Here is a 20,517-nt window from a genome sequence, read left to right as displayed (position 1 = left end):
TAGGCCGGAAGCACCCTCGACGACGTGTCGGCATCGGTCGCGTGTGCCGTGCCTCAGGCAGGTGACCGGACGAAACCCGGTGAGGTGACGGCGAGGCGGAGAACGTCGTGGCGCAGGGCGAGGGTGAGTTCGTACCAGTCCGCGGTGCGGGCTTGGGCGACGATGCCGTACGGGTCGGTCGCGGGGGTTACCGGCCAGCCGAGTTGTTCCCAGATTCGCATGATGACGGACGGGTAGATGTCGGGTGGGTCCGGCCATGGCTGGTCGAGGAAGTAGTTGACCTCCAGGCGGTCCAGGTCGTACATAGCGCCCGCGCCGTCGTCGCAGGGGAGGATCATTTCGCCGTCGGGGCCGTCCTGGGGGCGGACTCGGAATTGGCCGCCTAGCGCGCGGAGCAGTTCGGCGACCAGTCCGCGGATGCGTGCGCGGGCGATCTCCTCGGTGAGCTCACTGCTCCAGACGACCGCCCGGGCCGCTCGCATGGACCGGACCCGGGACAGCGTGCGCCGCGGGTCTTCCGGCGGCTTCTCGGGTTCGGCCGCGCGATCGCGTTCGAGTTGGAAGCCCTTGCTCATCAACTCGTCCAGCGTCTCGTCGAATTCCAACGGCTTGTCCAGATTGCCGCCGAATTCCCAGCCGATCGTCCCGCCGGGCAGGTTCGGCGACACGAAGTAGCGGGTCCCGCCCATGCCCTGGGTGACGAGTGTCATGCGATCACCCGGAATGTCTTGGTCCGCTTCCCAATTGCGGACCGGTTCCTCGAGACTCAGGGCGCGATAGGTCCGCATGTCGCGAGGCCGGGTGGGGCCGAAGGAAATTCCATCGAGATCGGTGAATCCGGCGTGCACGGTGCGCAGAAAGTTGCGTAGCGCGGTGGGCAGCGAATCCCAGTGCGGTGGTAGGTCGGGGCCGAATGTCTCCGGCTCCCAACCGATTCGGAATTCGTGCGCCTGGAACGGTTTCCGAAACGCGTACAGCAGCACCCAGTCCCCACGCAGCAGGCAGACCCGCACATCGTCGAGGCATTCGTCCAGCGCCGCCGCGAATCGCGGTAGGAGCATGAGCATGTCGAGAGTCCACAGCGCCGTGGCGGCGGCGCGGCGAGCGCGGGGTTCGTCGCCGACGACGACCCCGGCCCATTTCGCCGGTACCTGGGTCGCGGCCGGCGCCCCCGGTTCGACCAGCAACGCGTTACCGACGCCGAATTCCGCGACGACCCGCGCGAAGTCCACAGTGTCCACGATCACTCATCGAACAACATTTCCCGTCGGATCACCATGGCCCACACGCAGATACATCACGAGGTCGCGGGGCAGACCATGCGTTTCGTGCAGATACCGATAATCGTCATCGCGCAGCGGCCCGGTGAAACGCGGCCGCGACAAGACCTGCCATCCGCGCTCGAGCAGTCGGCCGAATCTGCGTTCCTCGTCGAGCAATACGGTGCGCACCTCGCGCGGTGGACGCGATTGCCGAAAATGCCCGAGCGTCCCCTCGATCAGGTCGATCGGCAGATCGCTCAGCGTTCGGGTGGGTTCGTCGCGCCACAATGTGGTCAGCACGCGCCGAATCAGCCGACGAAGCACATAGCCGCCACCGTTCGGGGACGGCACGATTCGATCGCCGAGTACGACGATGCACGACCGCAGATGATCCGACAGCAATCGCATCGACGATTCGTCGAGCGGCCCCCACAGCCGAGGCAGAGTGGTCAGCCAGGGCTGGAAGATATCGATGTCGAAAACCGACGGCCTATCTTGCAGAATCCGGACCAGCCGTTCCAGCCCCAGCCCGGTGTCGACGCTGGGCCGCCGCAGCGGCTCGAGGCTGCCGTCCGAATGCCGGACGTATCGCATCATGACGTGATTCCACACCTCGACCCAACGATCATCGGTGGTTGGTGTGCCCTGCGGCATTCCGGGCCCGGTCCAGACGAAGATCTCCGAATCGGGGCCGCAGAGTCCGGTGGGTTCGTGCGACCACCAGTTCTCCTCGGTGGTCGGTTCGACCGGCAGGCCCAACTCCTCCCAGGTTCGCCATGATTCGTCATCGGGTCCGACCTGCTCGTCCCCGCCGAAGATCGTGACATGCATCCGCCCCGGGTCGATTCCGAATCCGTCGCGCAGTAGTTCACAGCCCCACCGCAGACTCCGCGGGCCGTCGTAGTCGCCGAGCGACCACGAGCCGAGCATCTCGAAGACCGTCAAATGGGTGCTGTCGCCGACCTCGTCCAGATCCGTGGTGCGCAGACACCGCTGCAGATTGGTCAGCCGAGGCCCCAGCGGATGCGGGCGGCCCAGCAGATACGGCGTCAACGGATGCATTCCGGAGGTGGTGAACAGCACCGAATCCCCCGACGGCGGGATGAGGGATTCCTGCGGTACGAGTTCGTGGCCGCGCTCGCGGAAGAACTCGAGGAACATACGAATGGTTCGGTCGGTCGAGATCATGATGGTTGCTCCGATCAGGATGGAATCGACCGGAAGCGACCGCGAATATCGGACCCGAGAGGAGACCGACACAGACCGGCGGACCGTTTCCGGTCGCCGGCAGGGGAATCGAGGTCAGGCGGCAGCGACCGGCGAGCTGTGAGCTCGTGCGGCCGCGGCGGCAATTCGTGAACAGACCTCCATGACTCCACGGTAGCAATGACACCGATAGGCGCACGACCGAATTTCCACGCCCGCCGATACCGTCCTGCCTGCGGTTAAGCGCCTTCTTAACATCGTGAAGCACAGCCCGCCGAATCAGCCGCGAACCGGGTCGACCGCGTACGGTTGGCTGCCGTGGACGGCGGTCGTCCGGTTCGGGATCAGGAGGAAACGATTCATGCGAAAGTTCGGTGCGGCACGACGATTCGCGGCGGTGCGGATGGCGGTGGCCGGAGTCCTGTCTGCCACCGGACTGTTCGGCGCAGATACCATCGCCTTGGCCGAACCGCCCGCGCCCACACCGACTTTCGTGGTGTTCAGCATGATTCCGGACGGCTGGGAGGATCGCACCGATCTGGCGCCGATGCTGCAGGTCCACGCGGACGGACAGGCGGTGAAGAGTCCCGATGCCGTCAGTGAGGAGCGTAAGCGCGGGACCGCGCCCCAGCAGCTGCAGGGCCGAATCGCGCCGGATGTGCTCGCCGCGGCCTTCGCCGAGGCCAGGTCGCTGGCGAAGGTCGATATGGGCATCCCGAAAAGCGGCAAGGGCAGCGCGGTTCTGAACTTCCTGGGCGCGACCCCGGATCAGGATGTCCCCCTGGTCAATTACGCACCGGCCTCGACCGACGGGCTGTCCGACGATCAGATCGACGCCCGCCATCGCTTCGCCGATCTGTGCCGCAAGCTGCTGGACGGCTTCGTCCAGAATCGCTGAGCATCTCGGGCTGCGGTTTCAGCTGTCCGCCAAGGCGTTTCGCATGACGTCCACGGCCTCGCTCATATTCGTGTGCAACAGCTCGGCCAGTTCGTCCGGCAGGACGTCGTGGATCCACACCAGTCGGCTGCGGCCCGGCCCCGTCGCGAACACCTGCATGGACGCATTGTCGTGAACGGGCCGCACGGTGTCACCGACGACCGAATACACGATGCGCCGCCGGTGCTCGTCCACGGCAATGAGCCGCTCCCGCACGATGATTCCATTGCGCAAGGTCACCACCCGCACGCCGCCGTCGGCCACGCACGAACTCACCCAGCCGGGCGTCATTCGTTCGGGCGCGGTCGCGAAGCCGCCCACTACCTTCCACACCGAATCCGCGTCGGCGTCGATCTCGATATCCAGCTGTACGGTCGCCACGGCATATCCCTTCTGCGATCTGGTCGACTGCCACTGTCCACGCCGGATGGTGATCTCGTCTTGTACATTTGCTCCACGCCCCCTGCCGAGCAGGAACTTCGGTCGAAAACCGGCACGTAGCATGGGTTGATGCGATCTACCGGGCGGGTGGCCGACGGCTCGGCCGGTTGGGATATCGCGCGGCCGACCCGGCCGAATCGAGCGGGCGGCATCAGGATGGCCGGATTTCGCAGTCTCGCTACGGATCCGATCGAGCAGCGCGTGATTGCGCACCCTTCGATCACCCTGATATTCGAATTCGGCGAGGGCGCACTGCTGATCGAGGAGGCGACCGGCAGACAACACGTGGGCAGCCTCGCCGCCGGACTCGCACACGGGCAGGTCCGGATGCGCGGGCAGCACATCGCCTGCGTGGAGGTGCGAATGTCCCCGGTGGTCGCGCACGCGGTACTGGGCCCCTGCCCGGCCGTGCTGCCCCTCGACGCGCTGTCGGGTCGAGATGCCGCACAGCTTCGAGAGCGATTGAGCGAGGCCACATCCTGGGATGAACGGTTCGCGGCGGCGGAGGCATTTCTCGCCGCACGCATTACCGCGGGACCGCCGATGGATCCGGAGGTGATCTGGGCGTGGGAACGAATCACCTCGAGCGGCGGTCGAATTCGGGTCGATAATCTGGCCGCCGAGCTCGGCTGGAGTCGCAAACGGCTGTGGACGCGGTTCCGATCGCAGGTGGGCCTGCCGCCGAAGCGCGCCGCGAAACTGGTGCGCTTCGACCGTGCCGTCCATCAACTGATCGCGGGCCGCAGCGTCGCGCTGATCGCGGCGGAATGCGGCTATGTCGATCAGTCACATCTGTATCGAGAGGTGTTGGCGTTCAGCGGGACAACTCCGACAGCGCTCGCCGGAATGCCGGGCCTCGCCGAGAACCACCGCGCATATGCCGGTGGCACGACATCAGGCGTCGCGGCGACGCTCGGCGCGATGGGCGAGCGCGGCGATGATGCGCTGCCACGCCGGTGACGCCTCGGAGATCCGAGACGAGATCAGCCGCAGGCTCCGATCCCCGTCGCGGTCTCGCTCGTGTGCGATCTCCCAGGCGTCCAGATCGTCGATGAGCCGATCCAGGCGCGGATCATCCGGTTCCCAGTCCACGGCTCGATCGCAGGCGAGATACAGGCGCACGGTCTCGGGGTCGTCCAGGCCCGCGGTCTTCTCCCGGACGCGCTGCGGCATGGCCTGCGGGTCCAGGGCCTGCAGCAGGATCCATGAATCGCGCTCGAGTTGCACCCGCTGTTCGCTCACGCCGAGGCCACGCATCCGGTTCAGGATGGCGACCACCTCGGCGGGCAGGACCAGGCTCTCGCCGCTGGCCAGATCGGCGATGCGGCGACGATATGCGGCGAGCTGATCGATCTTGCGCTGTAATTCGGCGTCGATATCGGTAATGGCCGAGGCGAATTCGGCGGGCTGTGCGTGCAGTAGCGCGTCGATGCGGGCCAGCGGGACACCCGCGTCGGCGAGGGTTCTGATCCGGATGAGGTCCACCGCGGCCTGCGCGCTGTAGCGGCGATAACCGGAGGCGTCGCGCTCGGGCTCGGCCAGCAGGCCGACGTGGTGGTAGTGGCGAACGGCGCGTACGGTCACGCCCGCGGCGGCCGCGAGTTGGCCGATGGTCAGCACCGCTCCCCTGTCGTCGTCGGGCATCGTCGCGCCGAGTCTACGGGCGGACCACCCGGTCGAGGACGTCGCGGATCGCCCGGACCACGGCATCGGGACGGTCGAAGCAGAGCCGGTGGTGCAGGGTGTCGGGCAGGATGCGCTGTTCGCCGCGCGTGACCGCGCGCACCAGGGCCGCGTCCATTCTCGTCTTGGCGTCGTTGATCTCCCGGGAGCTCAGCGCCTGCTGGGCGGGGTCGCTGCCGACCACGGTCAGCGCGATCAATGGGACGTCGGGGATGTTCGGCCCCGCTCGCAGTTCGGTGGCGAGTTCGGTCAGGGCCGAACGTTCCGCGATGCCGACCCGCGTCCATTCGTCGCTGTCCTTGGCCTCGAGCAGCGGCTGCCGGATGTGCTCGGGATAGTCCGTGAGCAAGGCGGCCCGCATCGCGCGCAGCGCCGGGCGCATTCGTCGCAGCTGTTCCGGATCGGTTGCCATACGCTCGGCCGCCGCCAGACTCATCGAGGGTGGCATGAAATCGTCCCAATCGCGGTGTAGCGCATCCATCCAGACCAGGCCCGCCACCTCCCGCGGATACAGCTGCGCGAACCGGTGCGCGTAGAGGCCGCCCAGGGAGTGGGCCGCGAGAATGTAAGGGCCGGTGATGTTCTCGGCACGCAGCAGCTCGCGCAATTCCGTGGCGACCGCTGCCGCGGTGCGCGGCAGCGGTAGCGCATCGCTGTAGCCCGTGCCGCCGCGGTCGTAGATGACCGCCGTGGTGAATTGCGAAACCTGTTGGTGGACACCGAGGTAGTCCAGCCCGACCGCACTCGCGCCGGGCAGGAACACGACCGCCGGTCCCCCGCTGCCCGACCGATGCACATGAATTCGGCGACCCTCGATTTCCTGGAACCCGCCGACCGGCGGCACGAACCGGGTCGGGGAGAAGCTGTCATTCGTCATGCGGCAAGCCTGCAACCCTGACGCAGGGTCAAGGTCAACCCGGCGTCCGGATGTCCATGGCGCAATTGAGCAGAACGCTTGCCGACCCCACGGTCTCTGCTACCGCACGGAAGCGATCGCATCTCGACTCGAGTCCCATTCCGCAGCAACGGCTTTCGGGAGAACAAATGACAAAATCAGGTACGGCGATGCTCGGTGTCGCGGCGGCTGTCGTCACCGGATTGTTCATGAATATCGTTCCGGCTCAGGCGGATACCCAGAACGACCAGATCGTCGCCGCCGTCGACAAGGCCCGCGCGGGCTACGGGGCCGATCCGGTGACGTGGAATTCCGAGCTGTATCCGAGCACTCAGCAGTACGCCGAGGCCTGCCGGTTCGAACATTCGAACCCGCAGGGACGATACGGTGAGAATCTTTATGCCGGAACCGGAAACGTCGGCTTCCAGGACGCCTTGGACGCCTGGATGGAGGAGGCGTCCAAATACGACTACAACCACCCGGGCTTCTCCATGGAGACAGGGCATTTCACCCAAGTCGTATGGAAGAACAGCCGACAGATCGCCGTGGGGATCGCCTCCTGCCCGGCGGGGACGGTCTTCTCGCAACCGAGCACATTGATAGTGGCTCGCTTCACCCCGCCCGGCAATGTGGAGGGCCGGTATCCGGAGAATGTCGGCCGCCCCGTCGACTGAGTTCAGGAGAAGTCAGCAGCAGACCGTCTCCGCATTCGCTCCGGCCGTATAGGCCGCGTCAACGACGTCGCCCTCAGTCCCGATGGCGCCCGCCTGGTGGCCGCCGGATTCGACGGCACGCTTCGTACGTGGCAGCTCGACAGCCGAAGTGTCGTCGCGGCGCTGTGTGCGGACAAGTCGTCGGTTATCTCGATCGGCGAATGGCGGCAATACTTTCCGAGCGCGGCCTACGCCGATCCCTGCGGGGTGTGACCGTCGCGTTCGCGCGCTTCGGCGGTTTCCCGGGGGTTGTCGACCCGCAGGGTGTCCTCGCCGAGGGCGGTGTGGGATTCGATGGTGTAGAAGCGGATTTCGTGGCCGTCGGGGTCGTGCAGTTCGGGGAGAATCCAGCCGGTGGTGGCGAAGTGGACTCCGGCGTGGGAGTCGCCGAGGGCGTCGAGGTGTTCGGCGAGGGCCTCCATGGCCTGCTTGTCGGGAACGCCTATCGAGAAGTAGTCGAACCCCGCTGCCGCGGCGGCCTTTTCGGGATACAGGCGCAGGGCGAGCATCGGTCCGCCCGCGGGGTGGCGCAGGCCCACGCCCATCAGCACGCCCTGTTCGTGGAATTCGACCGCGACCGTGTAGCCGAGCCGGGTGCGGTACCAGTCGACGGAACGGGCCAGGTCCGAGACGGGGAGTTTGAGGTGATGTACACCGGCGAGAGTGGGAATCATCGCTGCCGTCCTCTGCAGTATCGATGTCAGTGCGGCACAACTGTACGTCGATCAGCGAGGATCCGAGCTGAAAGTCACAGCCAACCGGCCTGCTGGGCTATGCGGACCGCGTCGACGCGCGTGCGGGCCTGGAGCTTGGTCGCGGCCGCGGCCAGGTAGTTGCGGACCGTGCCGTGGGACAGATGCAGTTGAGCGGCAATCTGTTTCGGGTCGGCGCCCGCGGCGAGGCAGCGCAGAACATCGGCCTCGCGGCCGGTGAGCGGGTTGGCGGGGCCGCGCAGGGCGGTGAAGGCCAGCCCCGGATCGAGGACGCTGCCGCCGGACGCGACGGTGCGGACGGCATGCAACAGCTCGCGCCGGGAGCTGTCCTTGAGCACGAATCCGGACACACCGATATCGATCGCACGCCGGATGTGACCGGGATTGGCCAGCGAGGTCAGGATCAGGACGCGGCAGTGCGGATGATCGCGGCGGATCCGTGCGGCGGCGGTGAGTCCGTCCACGCCGGGCAGATCGATGTCCAGGATGGCGAGGTCGATCTCCTCGGCCGCCACGGTCGCCACGATGGCATCGCCCGCCGCCAGCACCGCGACCACCTCGAGGTCGTCCTCGAGCTCCAGCGATGCCACCAGGGTTTCGCGCAGCAGCCGCATATCCTCGGCGATCAGCACCCTGATCATATGCTCCACTCCTTGTTTCCGGTCCCGCCGAACGCGCCGAGTTGCTTCGAACCGTCCGACCGGTATGCAATCATCGCGTGTCGTTGCTTTCGAGGTCGACCGGGTATCTGTTCCTGGTTGTTTATGTCCTCTCGGTCGTCGTCGGCGGGAATGGCATCGCGGCCGCCTGCTGTGCCGTCGTACAGGCGATCCTGCTGGTGATCGCCCATCGTCGACCCGGCCCGAACCGGCCCGTCCTGTTCGCGCAGGCCGCGTTCAGCTACCTGCCCATTGCCTTTCCCGCCGCCGGGACAGTCGATCTGGACTGGCTGCTGGCCGCCACCATCCTGGTCGGGCCCGGACATCGGCTGCGCTGGTTCGGATTCTGTGTCGTGACACTGGCTTCCGGCCCGGCCCACTACGGACTGCACGCCGACGCGGCCACCTACCTGCACGCCTATGTCGCGACGACGGCCGTCGGCCTGGTCACCTACGGCCTGCTGCGACTCCCCGTTCTGCTCGATCGGCTGAGCACCACCCAGGACGAGCTGTCCCGAGTGGTGCGCACGGAGGAACGGCTGCGGGTGGCTCGCGATCTGCGCTCCGGACTGGGCACGCAGATCATGGCGGTACTGGACCGATTGGGGCAAGTGCGAACGGAGATGGGACATGCTCCGGAGCTCGCGCGCCGCGCGGCCGACGATGTGGCGGACCGCACTCGCACGATCGTCGCCGTCATGCGTCGCACGGCCGCCGCCCAGCACGAGTTCGACGCACCCTCGGCGGATCCGACACCGGTGGCGCGGCTGGCTCCCCGGCTGGCACTGGCGGCGCTGGTGGCGGGCCTGATCGCGATGATCGCCAATCAGGTTCTGGAGATACCGGAGCGCCAGCTGGCGAACGGGCTGGGCGGTGTCGTGCTGTCGGTTTTGCTTGTGGCACAGGTGCTCCGGCCCCGGTACGCGGCCGCGCTGCTGGGTTTGCAGGCGCTGTTCACCCTCGTACCGCTGCTGTGGCTCGGCTCGGCCTGGTGCTCCTGGCTGACGCTGCTCGCGGTGGCGGCGCTGCTGCGGGAGCGCGTGTCCTGGATGCTGATCGCCGTCGGTTCGATCGCGCTGCGCGCGGTATTCGCCGAACCGGTCGGCGAGCTCACCCAACCCGGCGGCTGGGTGTTCATGGCTTTGGAGGCGACGCTGAGCCTCTACGGCTTGGCGCGGTTTCGACAGCTCTCGCTACAGCTCAATCAGGCCCGGGGCGAATTGGCCGCTCGGACAGCCCAGCTCGAACGCCTGCGGCTGGCCCGCGACATCCACGATCTGCTCGGGCTGACCCTGTCGGTGCTGGCGTTGAAGTGCGATCTGATCGCCGAATTGATCACCCGGGACCCGCGGCGCGTGGCGACCGAGGTCGACCAGGCATTGCGGATCGCGGCGGACGCACAGATCGAGGCCCAGGCGCTGACCGACGATCGCGTCGCGCTTTCGGTGCGGCACGAAGTCGATTCGGCCCGAACGATACTCGCGGCCGCCATCGCGACGGTCAGCATCGACTGCGATGACGATCTGCCGGAGCGAGTCGATATCGTCCTCGCCCCGGTCGTTCGGGAGGCGGTGACCAATGTGCTGCGGCACAGCGCCGCGACTCGCGTCGACATCGACTGCCGGAATCGAAATCGGTTCGTGCGGTTGCGTATTCACAATGACGGCGTATGCGCGGAAATGAACTCGCACGGACAGGGCCTGCGCAATATGCGCGACCGGGTGCTCGACGCGGGCGGATCCTTCGCGGCCTCGGTCAGCGACGGCGAATTCCGGCTGGAGGCCGCGGTGCCGTACTGAGCCGTGCATTCGGCAGTGCCGAACCATGCGAAACGCATGACCGATCGGTGTCCGGCGCACTACTGCCCGGCGTCGGCGGCTGTGAATCTTACTGACGTAGGAACGACGCACCGCAGAAGGGACGCCGCGATGGCAGTGATCAGGATGCACAGGTTCCGGGTCGCGCGCGGCGACCTGGAAACGCTACTGGCGCAACGAAAACGATTGATCGACGGAATCCGGATCGCCAACCCGGGCCTTACCGAAACCCGCCTCACCCGGCTGGAGGACGGTACCTACCTCGACACCTGGCGCTGGGATCGCGCCGAACACATGCTCGCGGCGATCGCCGCCGCGCAGGGTATTCCGCTGGTCGATGCCACCGAGGCGCTCATGCTGGACGCCTCCGCACTGACCGGCGAAATCATCGACGAACGCGCCTGACGTCTACTTCAACCCGCAAAGGAAAGTCATGAATATCGCCTACCACATCGTCGGAGTCCTCGCGGCCCTCTGGATCGGTTTCTCCGGTTACTCCCTGTTCGCCAAGAAGCAGTTCGTCGTCGAACCGCTCCAGCAGTACCACGTCCCCGAATCCTGGTGGAACTGGCTGGCGCTGGCGAAATCCGCGGGAGCGCTCGGACTGATCGTCGGCTTCGTCATTCCTCCGATCGGCGTCGCGGCCGCCGTCTGCCTGATCGCCTACTTCCTGCTGGCATCGGCTACGTCGATCCGGGCCGGACATCCGGGGTCGGCCATTTTCCCGGTGCTCTATCTCGTGCCCGCCGCGGCGACGCTGGCGCTGCAATTCGCCAAGTGAACGAGGGAAACGATATGCCGAAAGTGGTCGTGGTCGGGGGCGGCATCGGTGGACTCGCGACGGCGATCGCGTTCCGACGCCGGGGCTGGGAGATCGAGGTACTGGAGCGATCCGCCCGCATCACGGAGGTGGGCGCGGGATTGTCGCTGTGGCCCAACGCGCTTCGCGCATTGGACGCGCTGGGCATCGGCGATCAGGTCCGCGGGCGGGCACGGGAGGAAGGCTCGGCAGGTATCCGGGACAGCAGGGGACGCTGGCTGTCCCGCACCGATATCGACGCCGTGCGCACTCGCTACGGCAGCCCGATCCTGTTGCACCGCGCCGACCTGCTGGACATACTGCGCGCGGCGATTCCGGAAGGCGTTGTGCGCACCGGGGTTTCGGTCACGGAAGTGCGGCCGGACGGCACCGTCGCGCATTCCGCGGGGACCTCGGTCGGCGATGTCGTCGTGGGTGCGGACGGGATCCACAGCGTGGTTCGGCGCGCGGTGTGCGGTCCGATCGAGCCGCGCTACAGCGGATACACCGCGTGGCGACTGGTGGTGACCCCCACCGAGCCGGTCGGCGAAATGGGCGAAAGCTGGGGCAGGGGCGAGCGTTTCGGCTACGGCACCCTGCCCGACGGCCGGGTCTATTGCTTCGCCACGGCCGATATGGCCGAGGGCGCGTCGGGCGGCGGGCTGTCCGAACTGCGTGCCCGATTCGGTTCCTGGCACGCACCGATCCCCGCGCTACTGGCCGCGGCCGACGCCGCGACGATCCTGAAACACGATCTGTACGATCTGCCGCCGCTGAAAAGCTATGTCGCGGGACGGATCGCGCTACTCGGCGACGCGGCCCATGCCATGACCCCGAATCTGGGGCAGGGCGCCTGCCAGGCCCTCGAGGATGCCGTGGTGCTGGCCAGGGTCGCCGCCGAGGACGGTGACCTGTCGCGCTACGACGCGCAACGCAGGCCACGCACCCAGATGATCGTCAAGCGCTCCCGGATGATCGGTGCGGTCGGTCAACTCGCCTCGCCCGCGGCAGCGCTGGCGCGAAACACGCTGCTGCGGTTGATTCCACCCGCGGTCCAGCTCGGATCACTCGCCCCGATCCTCGACTGGGACGACTGAGTCAGTCGTACACATGCAACCCGAACCCCGTGCGCCCCACCGGCTCCAACCCTCGCTTCAAATGCAGCGACGGGATCTCGTAATCACCGAAGTTCTGCCTGCGGAACGCGATCGGCTCGGTGGATTCCAGGGTGAGCAGGCGTTGCCGCCAGGCCGCGGCGATATGCGGATAGTCCTCGGCGGTTGTTCGGTCGGTGCCGTAGAGGACGAAGGGCGGCAGCACGTCGATGCCCGGGTAGTAGAGGATGCCGTGCTGGATCGGGAACAGGAGATCATCTATCGGACCGTTGATTCCACGCGGCGCGTAATGCGATTCCAGGCCGCCCACGGTGACCGAGAGCAGGGCCCTCCTGCCCGCGAGGGTGCCTTCGCCGAAGCGCTCCCCGTATCTGGTGTCGCTGTGTTCGCCGACGCCGTAGGCGAAGTGGTAGGTGAACACGCGGTCCACCCAGCCTTTGAGAATCGCGGGCATCGCGTACCACCACAGCGGGAACTGGAAGATGATCATGTCCGCCCAGAGCAGTTTGTCCTGCTCGGCGCGGACGTCCGGGGTGAGCGTCCCGGCGTCGAAGGCGCGCCCCGAATCCAGGGCCACCTTCAACGGATTCGAGGCATCGGGGCCGTAGTCCGCGGCGTCCACGACCGACTTCCAGTTCATCGCGTACAGATCGCTGATTCGGACCTCGTGCCCAGCGGCCTCCAGGGTGGACACCGCGAGGTCCTTCAGCGAGCCGTTGAGCGACCTCGGTTCCGGATGGGCGTAGACGATCAGCGTTTTCATGGGAACTCCTTCGGATCGGATGCCTTCGATCCTGTGCGTTTCGATGTGCGACGTTCAGAGGCTCCGCATCCATCGGACGGGGGTTCCTGGTATCGGCGGGGCCACCCTCGCGGGCCTCGCCGCGGACATACTGGGGGTATGGACGATCTCGCGAGCTTCCTGCGGACCCGGCGCGCCCGGGTAGACCCGGCGTCGGTGGGCATCCCCACGGACGGGTATCGCCGGGTCGAGGGGCTGCGCCGAGAAGAGGTCGCGCACCTGTCCGGAGTCAGCGTCGACTACTACGTACGCCTGGAGCAGGGCCGCGCGACCCAGCCCTCCGAACAGGTCCTCGACGCGCTCGCCGGTGTGCTCGACCTCGACGAGACCGAGCGCGGGCACCTCCACCGGCTCGCGCGGCAGCGCCGCCGCCGCGCGAAGACCCCGAGCGGTCGGGTGCGACCGGAACTGCTGCGCGTACTCGACCTGGTCACCGAGGCGCCCGCGCTGATCATGGATCACCGACTCGACGTACTCGCCGGGAACCGGCTGGCAGGTCTGCTACTGGGTGGACCGATACCGGGTCTGAACACGGCCCGGCACATCTTTCTCGACGAGGCCGAGCGCGGCCTCTACGCGGACTGGGAACAGTGCACCCTCGACGCGGTCGGGCACCTGCGCCTGGCCGCGGGCAAATACCCCGAGGACCCCCGATTGGCTTCGCTCATAGGCGAATTGGCGATCGGCAGCGAGCGCTTCCGCAAGCTCTGGGCCCGCGCGGACGTGTGTGCCCGCACCCATGGCCGCAAGGCCTACCGGCACCCGCTGGTCGGGCTGTTGGAACTCCACCAGGAGAACTTCGCACTACCCGACGAATCGGGTATGGAACTGGTGGTGCTGTCGGCGCCGCCCGGCAGTCCGGCCCGGGACGGGCTGCGCCTGCTCGCGGGACTGGGCGCGGAGGGCGAAGTCGGTCAGGCGCTTTCGGTCGAGGACGGGACGTCCTTCAGATAGGCGGCGACGATCGGATCCAGCCAGGCGTCCGCGGTGCGGCGGACCAGATAGGTGGTCATGGCCAGGTCGAGATCGGGAAAGGGCAGGACCGCGAAACCCTTGCTGTCGGCCTCGCGGGCCAGATCGGATTCGATGGGCGCGACCGCGAATCGTTGTTCGTTGGCGAGCAACAGGTGCAGGCCGCCGCTGTCGGAGAAGTACAGGGCCGGGTCGGTGATGATGCCCACATCGGTCAGGTTCTGGCGGGTGCGATGCGCCAGCTCCCAGTGTTTGGGTCCCATGAGGTAGGTGAAGCCGCGTAATTCCTTGATCCGCACCGACTTTCGAGTCGGGAAATGGGAGCTGTCGAGTACGGCCGCCAAGGTTTCGGTGTAGAGCAGGGTGTTGTTGAGCGCCGGGTGGACGGCGGGCACATGCGAAAACGCGATATCGGTGGTGTCGGCCAATAGTTCGGCCTCCATACTCAGCGACGGCATCTGACGCAACTCGATGCGATGGTCCGCGGCGAGCTCGCGATTGACGGCGGCCAGCTGCGTGCGATGCCTCGGGTTCAGGGCATCGGGAATGGCGATTCGAACCCGGGCCGCGGTGGCCGAGATTCGGATCAGCGATGGGAGCGAATCGAATTCGGCGACCAATCTGGTGGCGACGGGTAAGAGCACCTCACCCGCCGAGGTCAGGCGGGTGTGGTGGGTCGACCGGTCGAACAGTGACTGGCCCAACTCGCGTTCGAGCGCCTTGATCTGCTGGCTCAGCGGCGGCACCGACATGCGCAGTGCGTCGGCGGCGCGCGTGAAGTTCAGTTCGCGGGCGACCGCCAGGAACGACCGTAGGTGCCGGATCTCCATACCCGACATATTAACCACGAGCACACCCGAATCCGGTGTTATCTCCTGCGTCATACCGTTTTGAGGAAGCCTGTCATTCCTTTCTTCGTGACCTGTGCCTAATGTCGGAAAGAGGAAGCCGGATCGGATGAAAGGTCCCGACAAATGTTGAATATTGGCGGTACACCGCGTGGCCCGCTGTCCGGCGTGCGGATCGTCGACCTGTCGACCGTGGTGATGGGCCCGTTCGCCACCCAGATCCTCGGCGATCTCGGCGCGGACGTGATTCGCATCGAACCACCTTACGACAATGCCCGCTACTCTCCCGGCGATATCGGACGCACCTCGGGAATGGCCCCGCTTTTCCTGAATGTCAATCGCAATAAGCGTAGTATCGCATTGAATTTGAAGGACGAGGGCGACCTCGCCGCACTTTTCGAACTGCTGGAGAATTCCGACGTATTCGTGACGAATATGCGTCTGCGGGCGCTGGACCGGCTCGGTCTGGGGTACGACCAGATCCGCGACCGCTTTCCGGCGCTTGTCTACGCACACGCCCAGGGCTTCGATCCCGCGTCCTCGCAGAGCGACCGCCCGGCCTACGACGAGGTGATCCAGGCTGTGAGCGGACTGGTGAACCTGCAGGAACGCGCCACCGGAACACTGCAGTTCCTGCCCACCTTCGTCGGCGACAAGGTCGCGTCGCTGTATCTGGCCATCGGCGTGGTCGCCGCCCTGTACCACCGCAGCGCGACCGGAATCGGCCAGCGGGTGGAGGTGCCGATGGCCGACGCCCTCATCTCCTGGACCGCGGTCGAACATCTGGCCGGAGACACCTACGCGCCCGCGACCGCCCCGGCGGGCAATCCGTTGAGCCTGGTCCGCGAACACGCCGCGATGCGCACCAAAGATGGTGCGATCGCCGCGGTGGCCTACACCTACCAGGACATCAAACGTCTGCTGATCGGCGCCGGGCAGGACGAGCTCGCGGCCGAACCGCACTGGGACAGTGACGAATTGGATGTCGAGACCTTCCTGGCGGGACTGCGGGCGGTGCTCGCGCACTCCGCGGAGAAGACGACCGCCGAATGGGAGAGCTACCTGCGGGCCAACGATATGCCCTACGGCGTCGTCGTCGACGTCGCGAAATTGGCCGACGATCCCTACGTCCAGGAAATGGGTCTGGTCATCGAGACCGAGCACCCGACCGAGGGCGTCATCAAAATGATCGCCAATCCCCTGCACTTCTCCGAGACCCCCGTCGATATCCGCAGGCACGCGGAACGTCCCGGCCACAGCACCGAGGAAGTTCTGTCCCTACTGCGCTGAGGAGCGAAGACACCATGAATCTCGAATTGAGCCCCGCGGACATCGAATTCCGCGACGAATTGCGCGCGGTATTCCTCGGCAAGATCCCCGAGGATGTTCGCGCCCGCTCGGCCGTCGGCCGGACCACGCGCGAGGACATCGTCACCGCGCAGCGGATTCTCAACGAGCACGGACTCGCCGTACCGCACTGGCCGGTCGAGTGGGGCGGCCGTGAGTGGACTCCCACCCAATCGCACATCTACACGACCGAACTGCAGCGCGCCGCCGTCCCACCCCCGCTGGCCTTCAACGCGAGCATGGTGGGCCCGATCATCGCCGAATTCGGCACCGAGGAACAGAAGCGAAAGTTCCTGCCCGCCACCGCGAATCTGGATATCTGGTGGTCGCAGGGCTTCTCCGAACCCGAGGCCGGTTCGGATCTGGCCGGATTGAAGACCACCGCGCGACGCGACGGCGACACCTACATCGTCAACGGCCAGAAGACCTGGACCACACTGGGCCAGTACGGCGACTGGATGTTCCTGCTCGCCCGCACCGACCCGAATGCCCAGCGCAAACAGCAGGGCATCTCGTTTCTACTGCTCGATCTGACCACCCCCGGCGTCGAACATCGTCCGATTCGACTCATCGACGGCGGTTACGAGGTCAACGAATTCTTCTTCGACGACGTCCGCATTCCCGCGGAAAACCTTGTCGGCGAGGAGAACCGGGGTTGGACCTACGCGAAATTCCTGCTCGGCAACGAACGCAACAGCATCGCTCAGACCGGCACCGCCCAGCGCTTGTTCGCCGAACTCGTCCAGTACGCCGACAGCCGGCATATCGGTGTCGCGACGCTGGCCGACGACCCGGATTTCCGATCCCGGCTGTATGCGACCAAATTGCGGCTGCTCGCGCTCGAGGCGACCGAGTTGCGGGTTACCGGCGCATCGGAGAACGGACAACCCAGCCCCGCTTCGTCCTTGCTCAAGCTGGAGGGCACCCGGACCCTGCAGGAACTGTCGGCATTGCGCCTGCAGGCCGCCGGATCCGACGCGCTGCTGGTATCCGAGGACGACAGCGCCCTGGGCGAGCAGTACCTGAACCTGCGCAAGCTGTCGATCTTCGGCGGCTCCAACGAAATTCAGCGCGGCGTCATCGCCAAAACCATTCTCGGGCTGTGAGGAGAACCGCAATGGAACTCGAACCCAACGAAGATCAGAAACTGCTGTTCGACAGCGCCGAGGCGATGTTCGCGCGGCGCTACACCCCCGGTTTCCGGGCCGAGGTCGTCACCGCGCCCGCCGGCTGGAGCGATGCGGTCTGGCAGGCGATCACGGAATTGGGACTGACCACCCTGACCGTCGACGAGGACCACGACGGCGCGGGCGCGGGCCCGGCCGAGGTGTACGTCGTGCAGCAGGCGCTCGGCAGGCATGCGGCGGTCGAGCCGCTGCTGGACGGGACCTACCTGCCTTCCTGGCTGATTGCGGCCCTCGGCTCCGACGACCAACGCCGCGAGCTGCTGCCGACTCTCGCCGCGGGCACGGCGCACGGGGCGGTCGCCCACGCCGAACCCGGCCGGGAATGGGACGCGCTGCCCGCGGTCCGCGCCGACCGCTCGGATTCCGGCGGCCCGGTATGGCTGACCGGCGTGAAATCGCCGGTGGCACGGGCGGATCGGGCGAGTTTCTTCCTCGTCACCGCCACCGATTCCGAGGGTGAGCTCGGCGTCTACCTCGTGTCCGCGGACGCCCCGGGAATCTCCCGCACCGACGGCCGGACCACCGACTGGACCCACGCCGCCCGGCTCGACTTCGACCGGACACCCGCCACCGCGCTGGGCAACCCCGGGCGCGAGACGGCCCACGCCCTCGATATCGCCTTCGCCCGCGCCCGCATCGCCCTGCTCGGCGAGGCCGTCGGCCTGATGGAATCCGGGTTGGCGCAGACGGTGGAATATCTGAAGTCCCGCAGGCAGTTCGGCGTCCCGCTCTCGGCCTTCCAGGCCCTCGTACATCGTGCGGCGGATCTGTACGCGCAGACCGAATTGGCCCGCTCGATCGCCCTGTGGGCGACCGCGACGCTCGAAGCGTTCGACGCCGACGACACGGTGTCGATCCTGGAGGCGGCCGACGACGGGTTCGTCTTCGTCGCCGAGACCGCCCGCACGGTGGCCGAGGAGATCATCCAACTGCACGGCGGTATCGGGATGACCTTCGAAACCGCGATCAGCCACTACGCGGCGCGGCTGACGGCCGTCACGCAATCGTTCGGCGGCATCGGCGCGACACGTCGGCGGGCGCTGAACTCCTCCTCCCCCGTCACCCCGCCCAGCGCGCTGCGCAATGCCGACCAGGCACTGCTACCGGCGTAATCGCCGAGAGGTTCGAGATGTTCAAGTCCCTGCTGGTGCTCGGCATCGCGTCCGGCACGATCGATCGAATCGATTTGTCGGACAACAGTGTTCGCACCATTGTCGACGACGCCGGGCCCGCGCCGGACGGTCTGGCGTTCGATCCGGCGACCGACCGGATCTTCTGGACCACCATGGGAATGCCGCGCGGCGGATCGAGCCGGGAGCCGGATTTCTCGCAGCGCAACGGATCGCTGCGTTCGGCCCGCCTGGACGGATCCGATCCACGCTACGTGCTGCCGGTCGGCGCGATCACCACGGGTAAGCAGCTGACGGCCGATTTCGCGGCCGGTCGGCTGTACTGGTCGGACCGCGAGGGTTGCCGGGTGAGCCGCGTCGACACCGATGGAACCGGGCTGACCGACCTGATCGTCAATGTGCCGACAGCGGATACGACGGCCGAATGTGTCGGCGTCGCAGTGGATCCCGTCGGCGGCTGGCTCTACTGGACGCAGAAGGGCCCGGCCAAGGGCGGGCGCGGGCGGATCCTGCGGGCCGGGCTGGACATGCCCCCGGGTGAGACCGCCGCGGACCGTTCGGATATCGAAATCCTCTGGGACGGACTGCCCGAACCGATCGACCTGCATCTCGACCCGGCCACGGCGACGCTGTACTGGACCGACCGCGGGGCCGAGCCGCTGGGAAACACTCTGAACCGCGCGCGAATCCCGGGCCGGGGCGAGCCCGGCGAACGGCCGGAGATTCTGGCGCGGGGGTTCGGCGAAGCGATCGGACTGGCCGTGGACACCGATGCCGGATTCGCCTACGTCACCGATCTCGCCGGAACCGTGCGCGCGGTGCCGCTCGATATCTCCTCCAACGCAAAGGAATACGTCATCGCCCGGCTTCCCGGACGGCAACTGACAGGAATCGCAGGTATCTGATATGAAGACACTCGCCGTCATCGGCGCGGGCGTGATCGGCCTGTCGTGGGCCAAGCTCGCGCGCGAACACGATTGGGACGTCACCATTTACGACCCGCGCGACGATATCGCCGACGTGGTGGCCGCCGAACTGGGCGACGATCCCCGCATCCGAGTGGTCGCCGATATCGCCGCGGCGGTGGCCGAGGCCGATCTGGTGCAGGAGAACGGGCCCGAACGCCTGCCGATCAAACAGGACCTGTTCGCCCGGATCGTCGCCCACGCGCGGCCGAATGCCGTTCTCGCGACGTCGAGTTCGTCGATCACCGCGAGCCTGATCACCGAGGGGCTCACCGGAGCGTCCCGGGTGTTGGTCGGGCATCCGTTCAATCCGCCGGAGCTGATGCCGCTGGTGGAGGTCGTGCCGGGTAGGGACACCGAGGACGACGCGACCAAGCGGGCCGTGGAACTGTACGAGGAGTTGGGCCGGGTACCGGTGGTCATCCATGGGGAGCTGCCCGGCTTCGTCGCCAACCGGCTGCAGGGGGCGCTCTCGCGCGAGGCGATCTATCTCGTTCAGCAGGGCGTCGTCTCGCCCGCCGATCTCGATGTGATCGTGCGGAATTCGCTGGGGCTGCGCTGGGCCACGATCGGCCCGTTCGAGGGAAACGTCCTCGGCGGCGGTCCCGGCGGCATTCGACACCTGTACGCCGGGGTCGGCGCGGAAACCTCCAAAATCGAATTCGGCACGCCCACAGCAGATCCCGAGCAAATGGAGAAGGTGATCAGTCAGGTCGAGCAGACCTACGGCACCGGCCCCGAGGCATTCGCTCGGCTGCGCGACAAGCGCGACGAGCTCACCCGCGCGGTACTCGCGGCGCTGGCGGCCTCAGGGATGCGGCAGTAGACCCAGGCCGAGCAGGATCGAGATGATGCTGGCCGGGATGCCGATCACATTGGCGGCGATCCCGGCCAGCAGCCCCACCGCGGCCAGCGCCGCCGAGCCGAGCCCGAGCAGCGTCGGCCCGCCTATTGCGGCGAAGGCCGCGGAACCGAGGCCGATGAGCGCCGATCCGAGTTCCAGGGAGCCCATCAGGGCCGCCCGCC

Annotated in this window: 23 protein-coding genes; 13 read left to right on the top strand and 10 right to left on the bottom strand. The window is 66.9% G+C overall.

Annotated features, from left to right (window positions below):
* Positions 1–53 precede the first annotated feature (53 nt).
* Together NP4_RS15910 and NP4_RS15905 are read right to left on the bottom strand one after the other, a co-directional pair.
* The gene (locus NP4_RS15910) at positions 54–1,241 is read right to left on the bottom strand and encodes a hypothetical protein (RefSeq protein WP_147287996.1); all 1,188 of its coding nucleotides are present in this window, start codon (positions 1,239–1,241) and stop codon (positions 54–56) included.
* A 6-nt stretch (positions 1,242–1,247) separates the two neighbouring features.
* On the bottom strand, positions 1,248–2,450 hold the full coding sequence (locus tag NP4_RS15905) for an alanine--tRNA ligase-related protein (protein WP_082875919.1): 1,203 nt from the start codon (positions 2,448–2,450) through the stop codon (positions 1,248–1,250).
* Between the two features lie 379 nt (positions 2,451–2,829).
* Between NP4_RS15905 and NP4_RS15900 the strand changes: the two genes are divergently transcribed.
* Positions 2,830–3,366, top strand: coding sequence for a hypothetical protein (locus NP4_RS15900; RefSeq protein ID WP_082875902.1), 537 nt, complete (start codon positions 2,830–2,832; stop codon positions 3,364–3,366).
* 18 nt (positions 3,367–3,384) lie between these two features.
* Here the strand turns inward: NP4_RS15900 and NP4_RS15895 are convergent, their stop codons facing one another.
* On the bottom strand, positions 3,385–3,786 hold the full coding sequence (locus NP4_RS15895) for an SRPBCC family protein (protein ID WP_067998401.1): 402 nt from the start codon (positions 3,784–3,786) through the stop codon (positions 3,385–3,387).
* Between the two features lie 129 nt (positions 3,787–3,915).
* On the opposite strand from NP4_RS15895, the gene NP4_RS15890 reads away from it, so the two are divergent.
* Positions 3,916–4,806, top strand: coding sequence for a helix-turn-helix domain-containing protein (locus NP4_RS15890; protein WP_067998400.1), 891 nt, complete (start codon positions 3,916–3,918; stop codon positions 4,804–4,806).
* On the opposite strand, the gene NP4_RS15885 is transcribed toward NP4_RS15890, so the two are convergent.
* Both NP4_RS15885 and NP4_RS15880 read right to left on the bottom strand, forming a co-directional pair.
* Positions 4,741–5,490, bottom strand: coding sequence for a MerR family transcriptional regulator (locus NP4_RS15885; RefSeq protein WP_245998088.1), 750 nt, complete (start codon positions 5,488–5,490; stop codon positions 4,741–4,743). The genes NP4_RS15890 and NP4_RS15885 overlap by 66 nt on opposite strands.
* Before the next feature lie 13 nt (positions 5,491–5,503).
* The gene (locus NP4_RS15880; protein WP_067998398.1) at positions 5,504–6,406 is read right to left on the bottom strand and encodes an alpha/beta fold hydrolase; all 903 of its coding nucleotides are present in this window, start codon (positions 6,404–6,406) and stop codon (positions 5,504–5,506) included.
* A 167-nt stretch (positions 6,407–6,573) separates the two neighbouring features.
* Between NP4_RS15880 and NP4_RS15875 the strand changes: the two genes are divergently transcribed.
* The gene (locus NP4_RS15875) at positions 6,574–7,098 is read left to right on the top strand and encodes a CAP family protein (RefSeq protein ID WP_169813743.1); all 525 of its coding nucleotides are present in this window, start codon (positions 6,574–6,576) and stop codon (positions 7,096–7,098) included.
* Between the two features lie 227 nt (positions 7,099–7,325).
* Here NP4_RS15875 and NP4_RS15870 read toward each other — a convergent pair whose 3' ends face one another.
* Positions 7,326–7,811, bottom strand: coding sequence for a VOC family protein (locus NP4_RS15870; RefSeq protein WP_067998394.1), 486 nt, complete (start codon positions 7,809–7,811; stop codon positions 7,326–7,328).
* A gap of 74 nt (positions 7,812–7,885) precedes the next feature.
* Positions 7,886–8,491: a response regulator transcription factor gene (locus NP4_RS15865; protein ID WP_067998392.1), complete on the bottom strand. Its 606-nt coding sequence runs from the start codon at positions 8,489–8,491 to the stop codon at positions 7,886–7,888.
* 77 nt (positions 8,492–8,568) lie between these two features.
* Here NP4_RS15865 and NP4_RS15860 point away from each other — a divergent pair, with 77 nt between their 5' ends.
* The 4 genes from NP4_RS15860 (at position 8,569) to NP4_RS15845 (ending at position 12,222) form a co-directional block, all read left to right on the top strand.
* A complete protein-coding gene (locus NP4_RS15860) occupies positions 8,569–10,308 on the top strand; it encodes a sensor histidine kinase (RefSeq protein ID WP_067998390.1) in 1,740 nt (579 codons plus the stop codon).
* Between the two features lie 129 nt (positions 10,309–10,437).
* Entirely contained in the window at positions 10,438–10,731 is a 294-nt protein-coding gene (locus tag NP4_RS15855) for a hypothetical protein (RefSeq protein WP_067998388.1), read from the top strand.
* A 28-nt stretch (positions 10,732–10,759) separates the two neighbouring features.
* Entirely contained in the window at positions 10,760–11,107 is a 348-nt protein-coding gene (locus tag NP4_RS15850) for a DoxX family protein (RefSeq protein WP_067998386.1), read from the top strand.
* 14 nt (positions 11,108–11,121) lie between these two features.
* Positions 11,122–12,222, top strand: a complete 1,101-nt coding sequence (locus NP4_RS15845; protein ID WP_067998579.1) for an FAD-dependent monooxygenase — start codon at positions 11,122–11,124, stop codon at positions 12,220–12,222.
* A 1-nt stretch (position 12,223) separates the two neighbouring features.
* Here the strand turns inward: NP4_RS15845 and NP4_RS15840 are convergent, their stop codons facing one another.
* Positions 12,224–13,003, bottom strand: a complete 780-nt coding sequence (locus tag NP4_RS15840) for an NAD(P)H-dependent oxidoreductase (RefSeq protein ID WP_067998383.1) — start codon at positions 13,001–13,003, stop codon at positions 12,224–12,226.
* A gap of 138 nt (positions 13,004–13,141) precedes the next feature.
* Between NP4_RS15840 and NP4_RS15835 the strand changes: the two genes are divergently transcribed.
* Positions 13,142–13,996 carry a helix-turn-helix transcriptional regulator gene (locus tag NP4_RS15835; protein ID WP_067998374.1) on the top strand — a complete coding sequence of 285 codons (855 nt, stop codon included), beginning with the start codon at positions 13,142–13,144 and terminating at the stop codon, positions 13,994–13,996.
* Here NP4_RS15835 and NP4_RS15830 read toward each other — a convergent pair.
* A complete protein-coding gene (locus tag NP4_RS15830) occupies positions 13,957–14,844 on the bottom strand; it encodes a LysR family transcriptional regulator (protein ID WP_067998372.1) in 888 nt (295 codons plus the stop codon). The genes NP4_RS15835 and NP4_RS15830 overlap by 40 nt on opposite strands.
* Before the next feature lie 144 nt (positions 14,845–14,988).
* On the opposite strand from NP4_RS15830, the gene NP4_RS15825 reads away from it, so the two are divergent.
* Genes NP4_RS15825 through NP4_RS15805 form a run of 5 tightly spaced genes read left to right on the top strand, consistent with a single transcriptional unit; the run spans position 14,989 to position 20,317 of the window.
* The gene (locus NP4_RS15825) at positions 14,989–16,152 is read left to right on the top strand and encodes a CaiB/BaiF CoA transferase family protein (protein ID WP_067998371.1); all 1,164 of its coding nucleotides are present in this window, start codon (positions 14,989–14,991) and stop codon (positions 16,150–16,152) included.
* Positions 16,153–16,166: 14 nt separating this feature from the next.
* The gene (locus tag NP4_RS15820) at positions 16,167–17,315 is read left to right on the top strand and encodes an acyl-CoA dehydrogenase family protein (RefSeq protein WP_067998367.1); all 1,149 of its coding nucleotides are present in this window, start codon (positions 16,167–16,169) and stop codon (positions 17,313–17,315) included.
* An 11-nt stretch (positions 17,316–17,326) separates the two neighbouring features.
* On the top strand, positions 17,327–18,508 hold the full coding sequence (locus NP4_RS15815; protein ID WP_067998365.1) for an acyl-CoA dehydrogenase family protein: 1,182 nt from the start codon (positions 17,327–17,329) through the stop codon (positions 18,506–18,508).
* A 17-nt stretch (positions 18,509–18,525) separates the two neighbouring features.
* Positions 18,526–19,431 carry a YncE family protein gene (locus tag NP4_RS15810; RefSeq protein WP_067998361.1) on the top strand — a complete coding sequence of 302 codons (906 nt, stop codon included), beginning with the start codon at positions 18,526–18,528 and terminating at the stop codon, positions 19,429–19,431.
* A gap of 1 nt (position 19,432) precedes the next feature.
* Positions 19,433–20,317, top strand: a complete 885-nt coding sequence (locus NP4_RS15805) for a 3-hydroxyacyl-CoA dehydrogenase NAD-binding domain-containing protein (protein WP_067998358.1) — start codon at positions 19,433–19,435, stop codon at positions 20,315–20,317.
* Here the strand turns inward: NP4_RS15805 and NP4_RS15800 are convergent.
* On the bottom strand, positions 20,300–20,503 hold the full coding sequence (locus NP4_RS15800) for a hypothetical protein (RefSeq protein WP_062506506.1): 204 nt from the start codon (positions 20,501–20,503) through the stop codon (positions 20,300–20,302). The two genes, NP4_RS15805 and NP4_RS15800, sit on opposite strands and share 18 nt — an antisense overlap.
* Between the last annotated feature and the right edge of the window lie 14 nt (positions 20,504–20,517).

Source organism: Nocardia pseudobrasiliensis NBRC 108224 (assembly GCF_001613105.1).
In the GTDB taxonomy this organism is placed as follows: domain Bacteria; phylum Actinomycetota; class Actinomycetes; order Mycobacteriales; family Mycobacteriaceae; genus Nocardia; species Nocardia pseudobrasiliensis.
The sequence above is the reverse complement of the archived record's forward strand: the minus strand, read 5'-3'. Positions and strand labels throughout refer to the sequence as shown.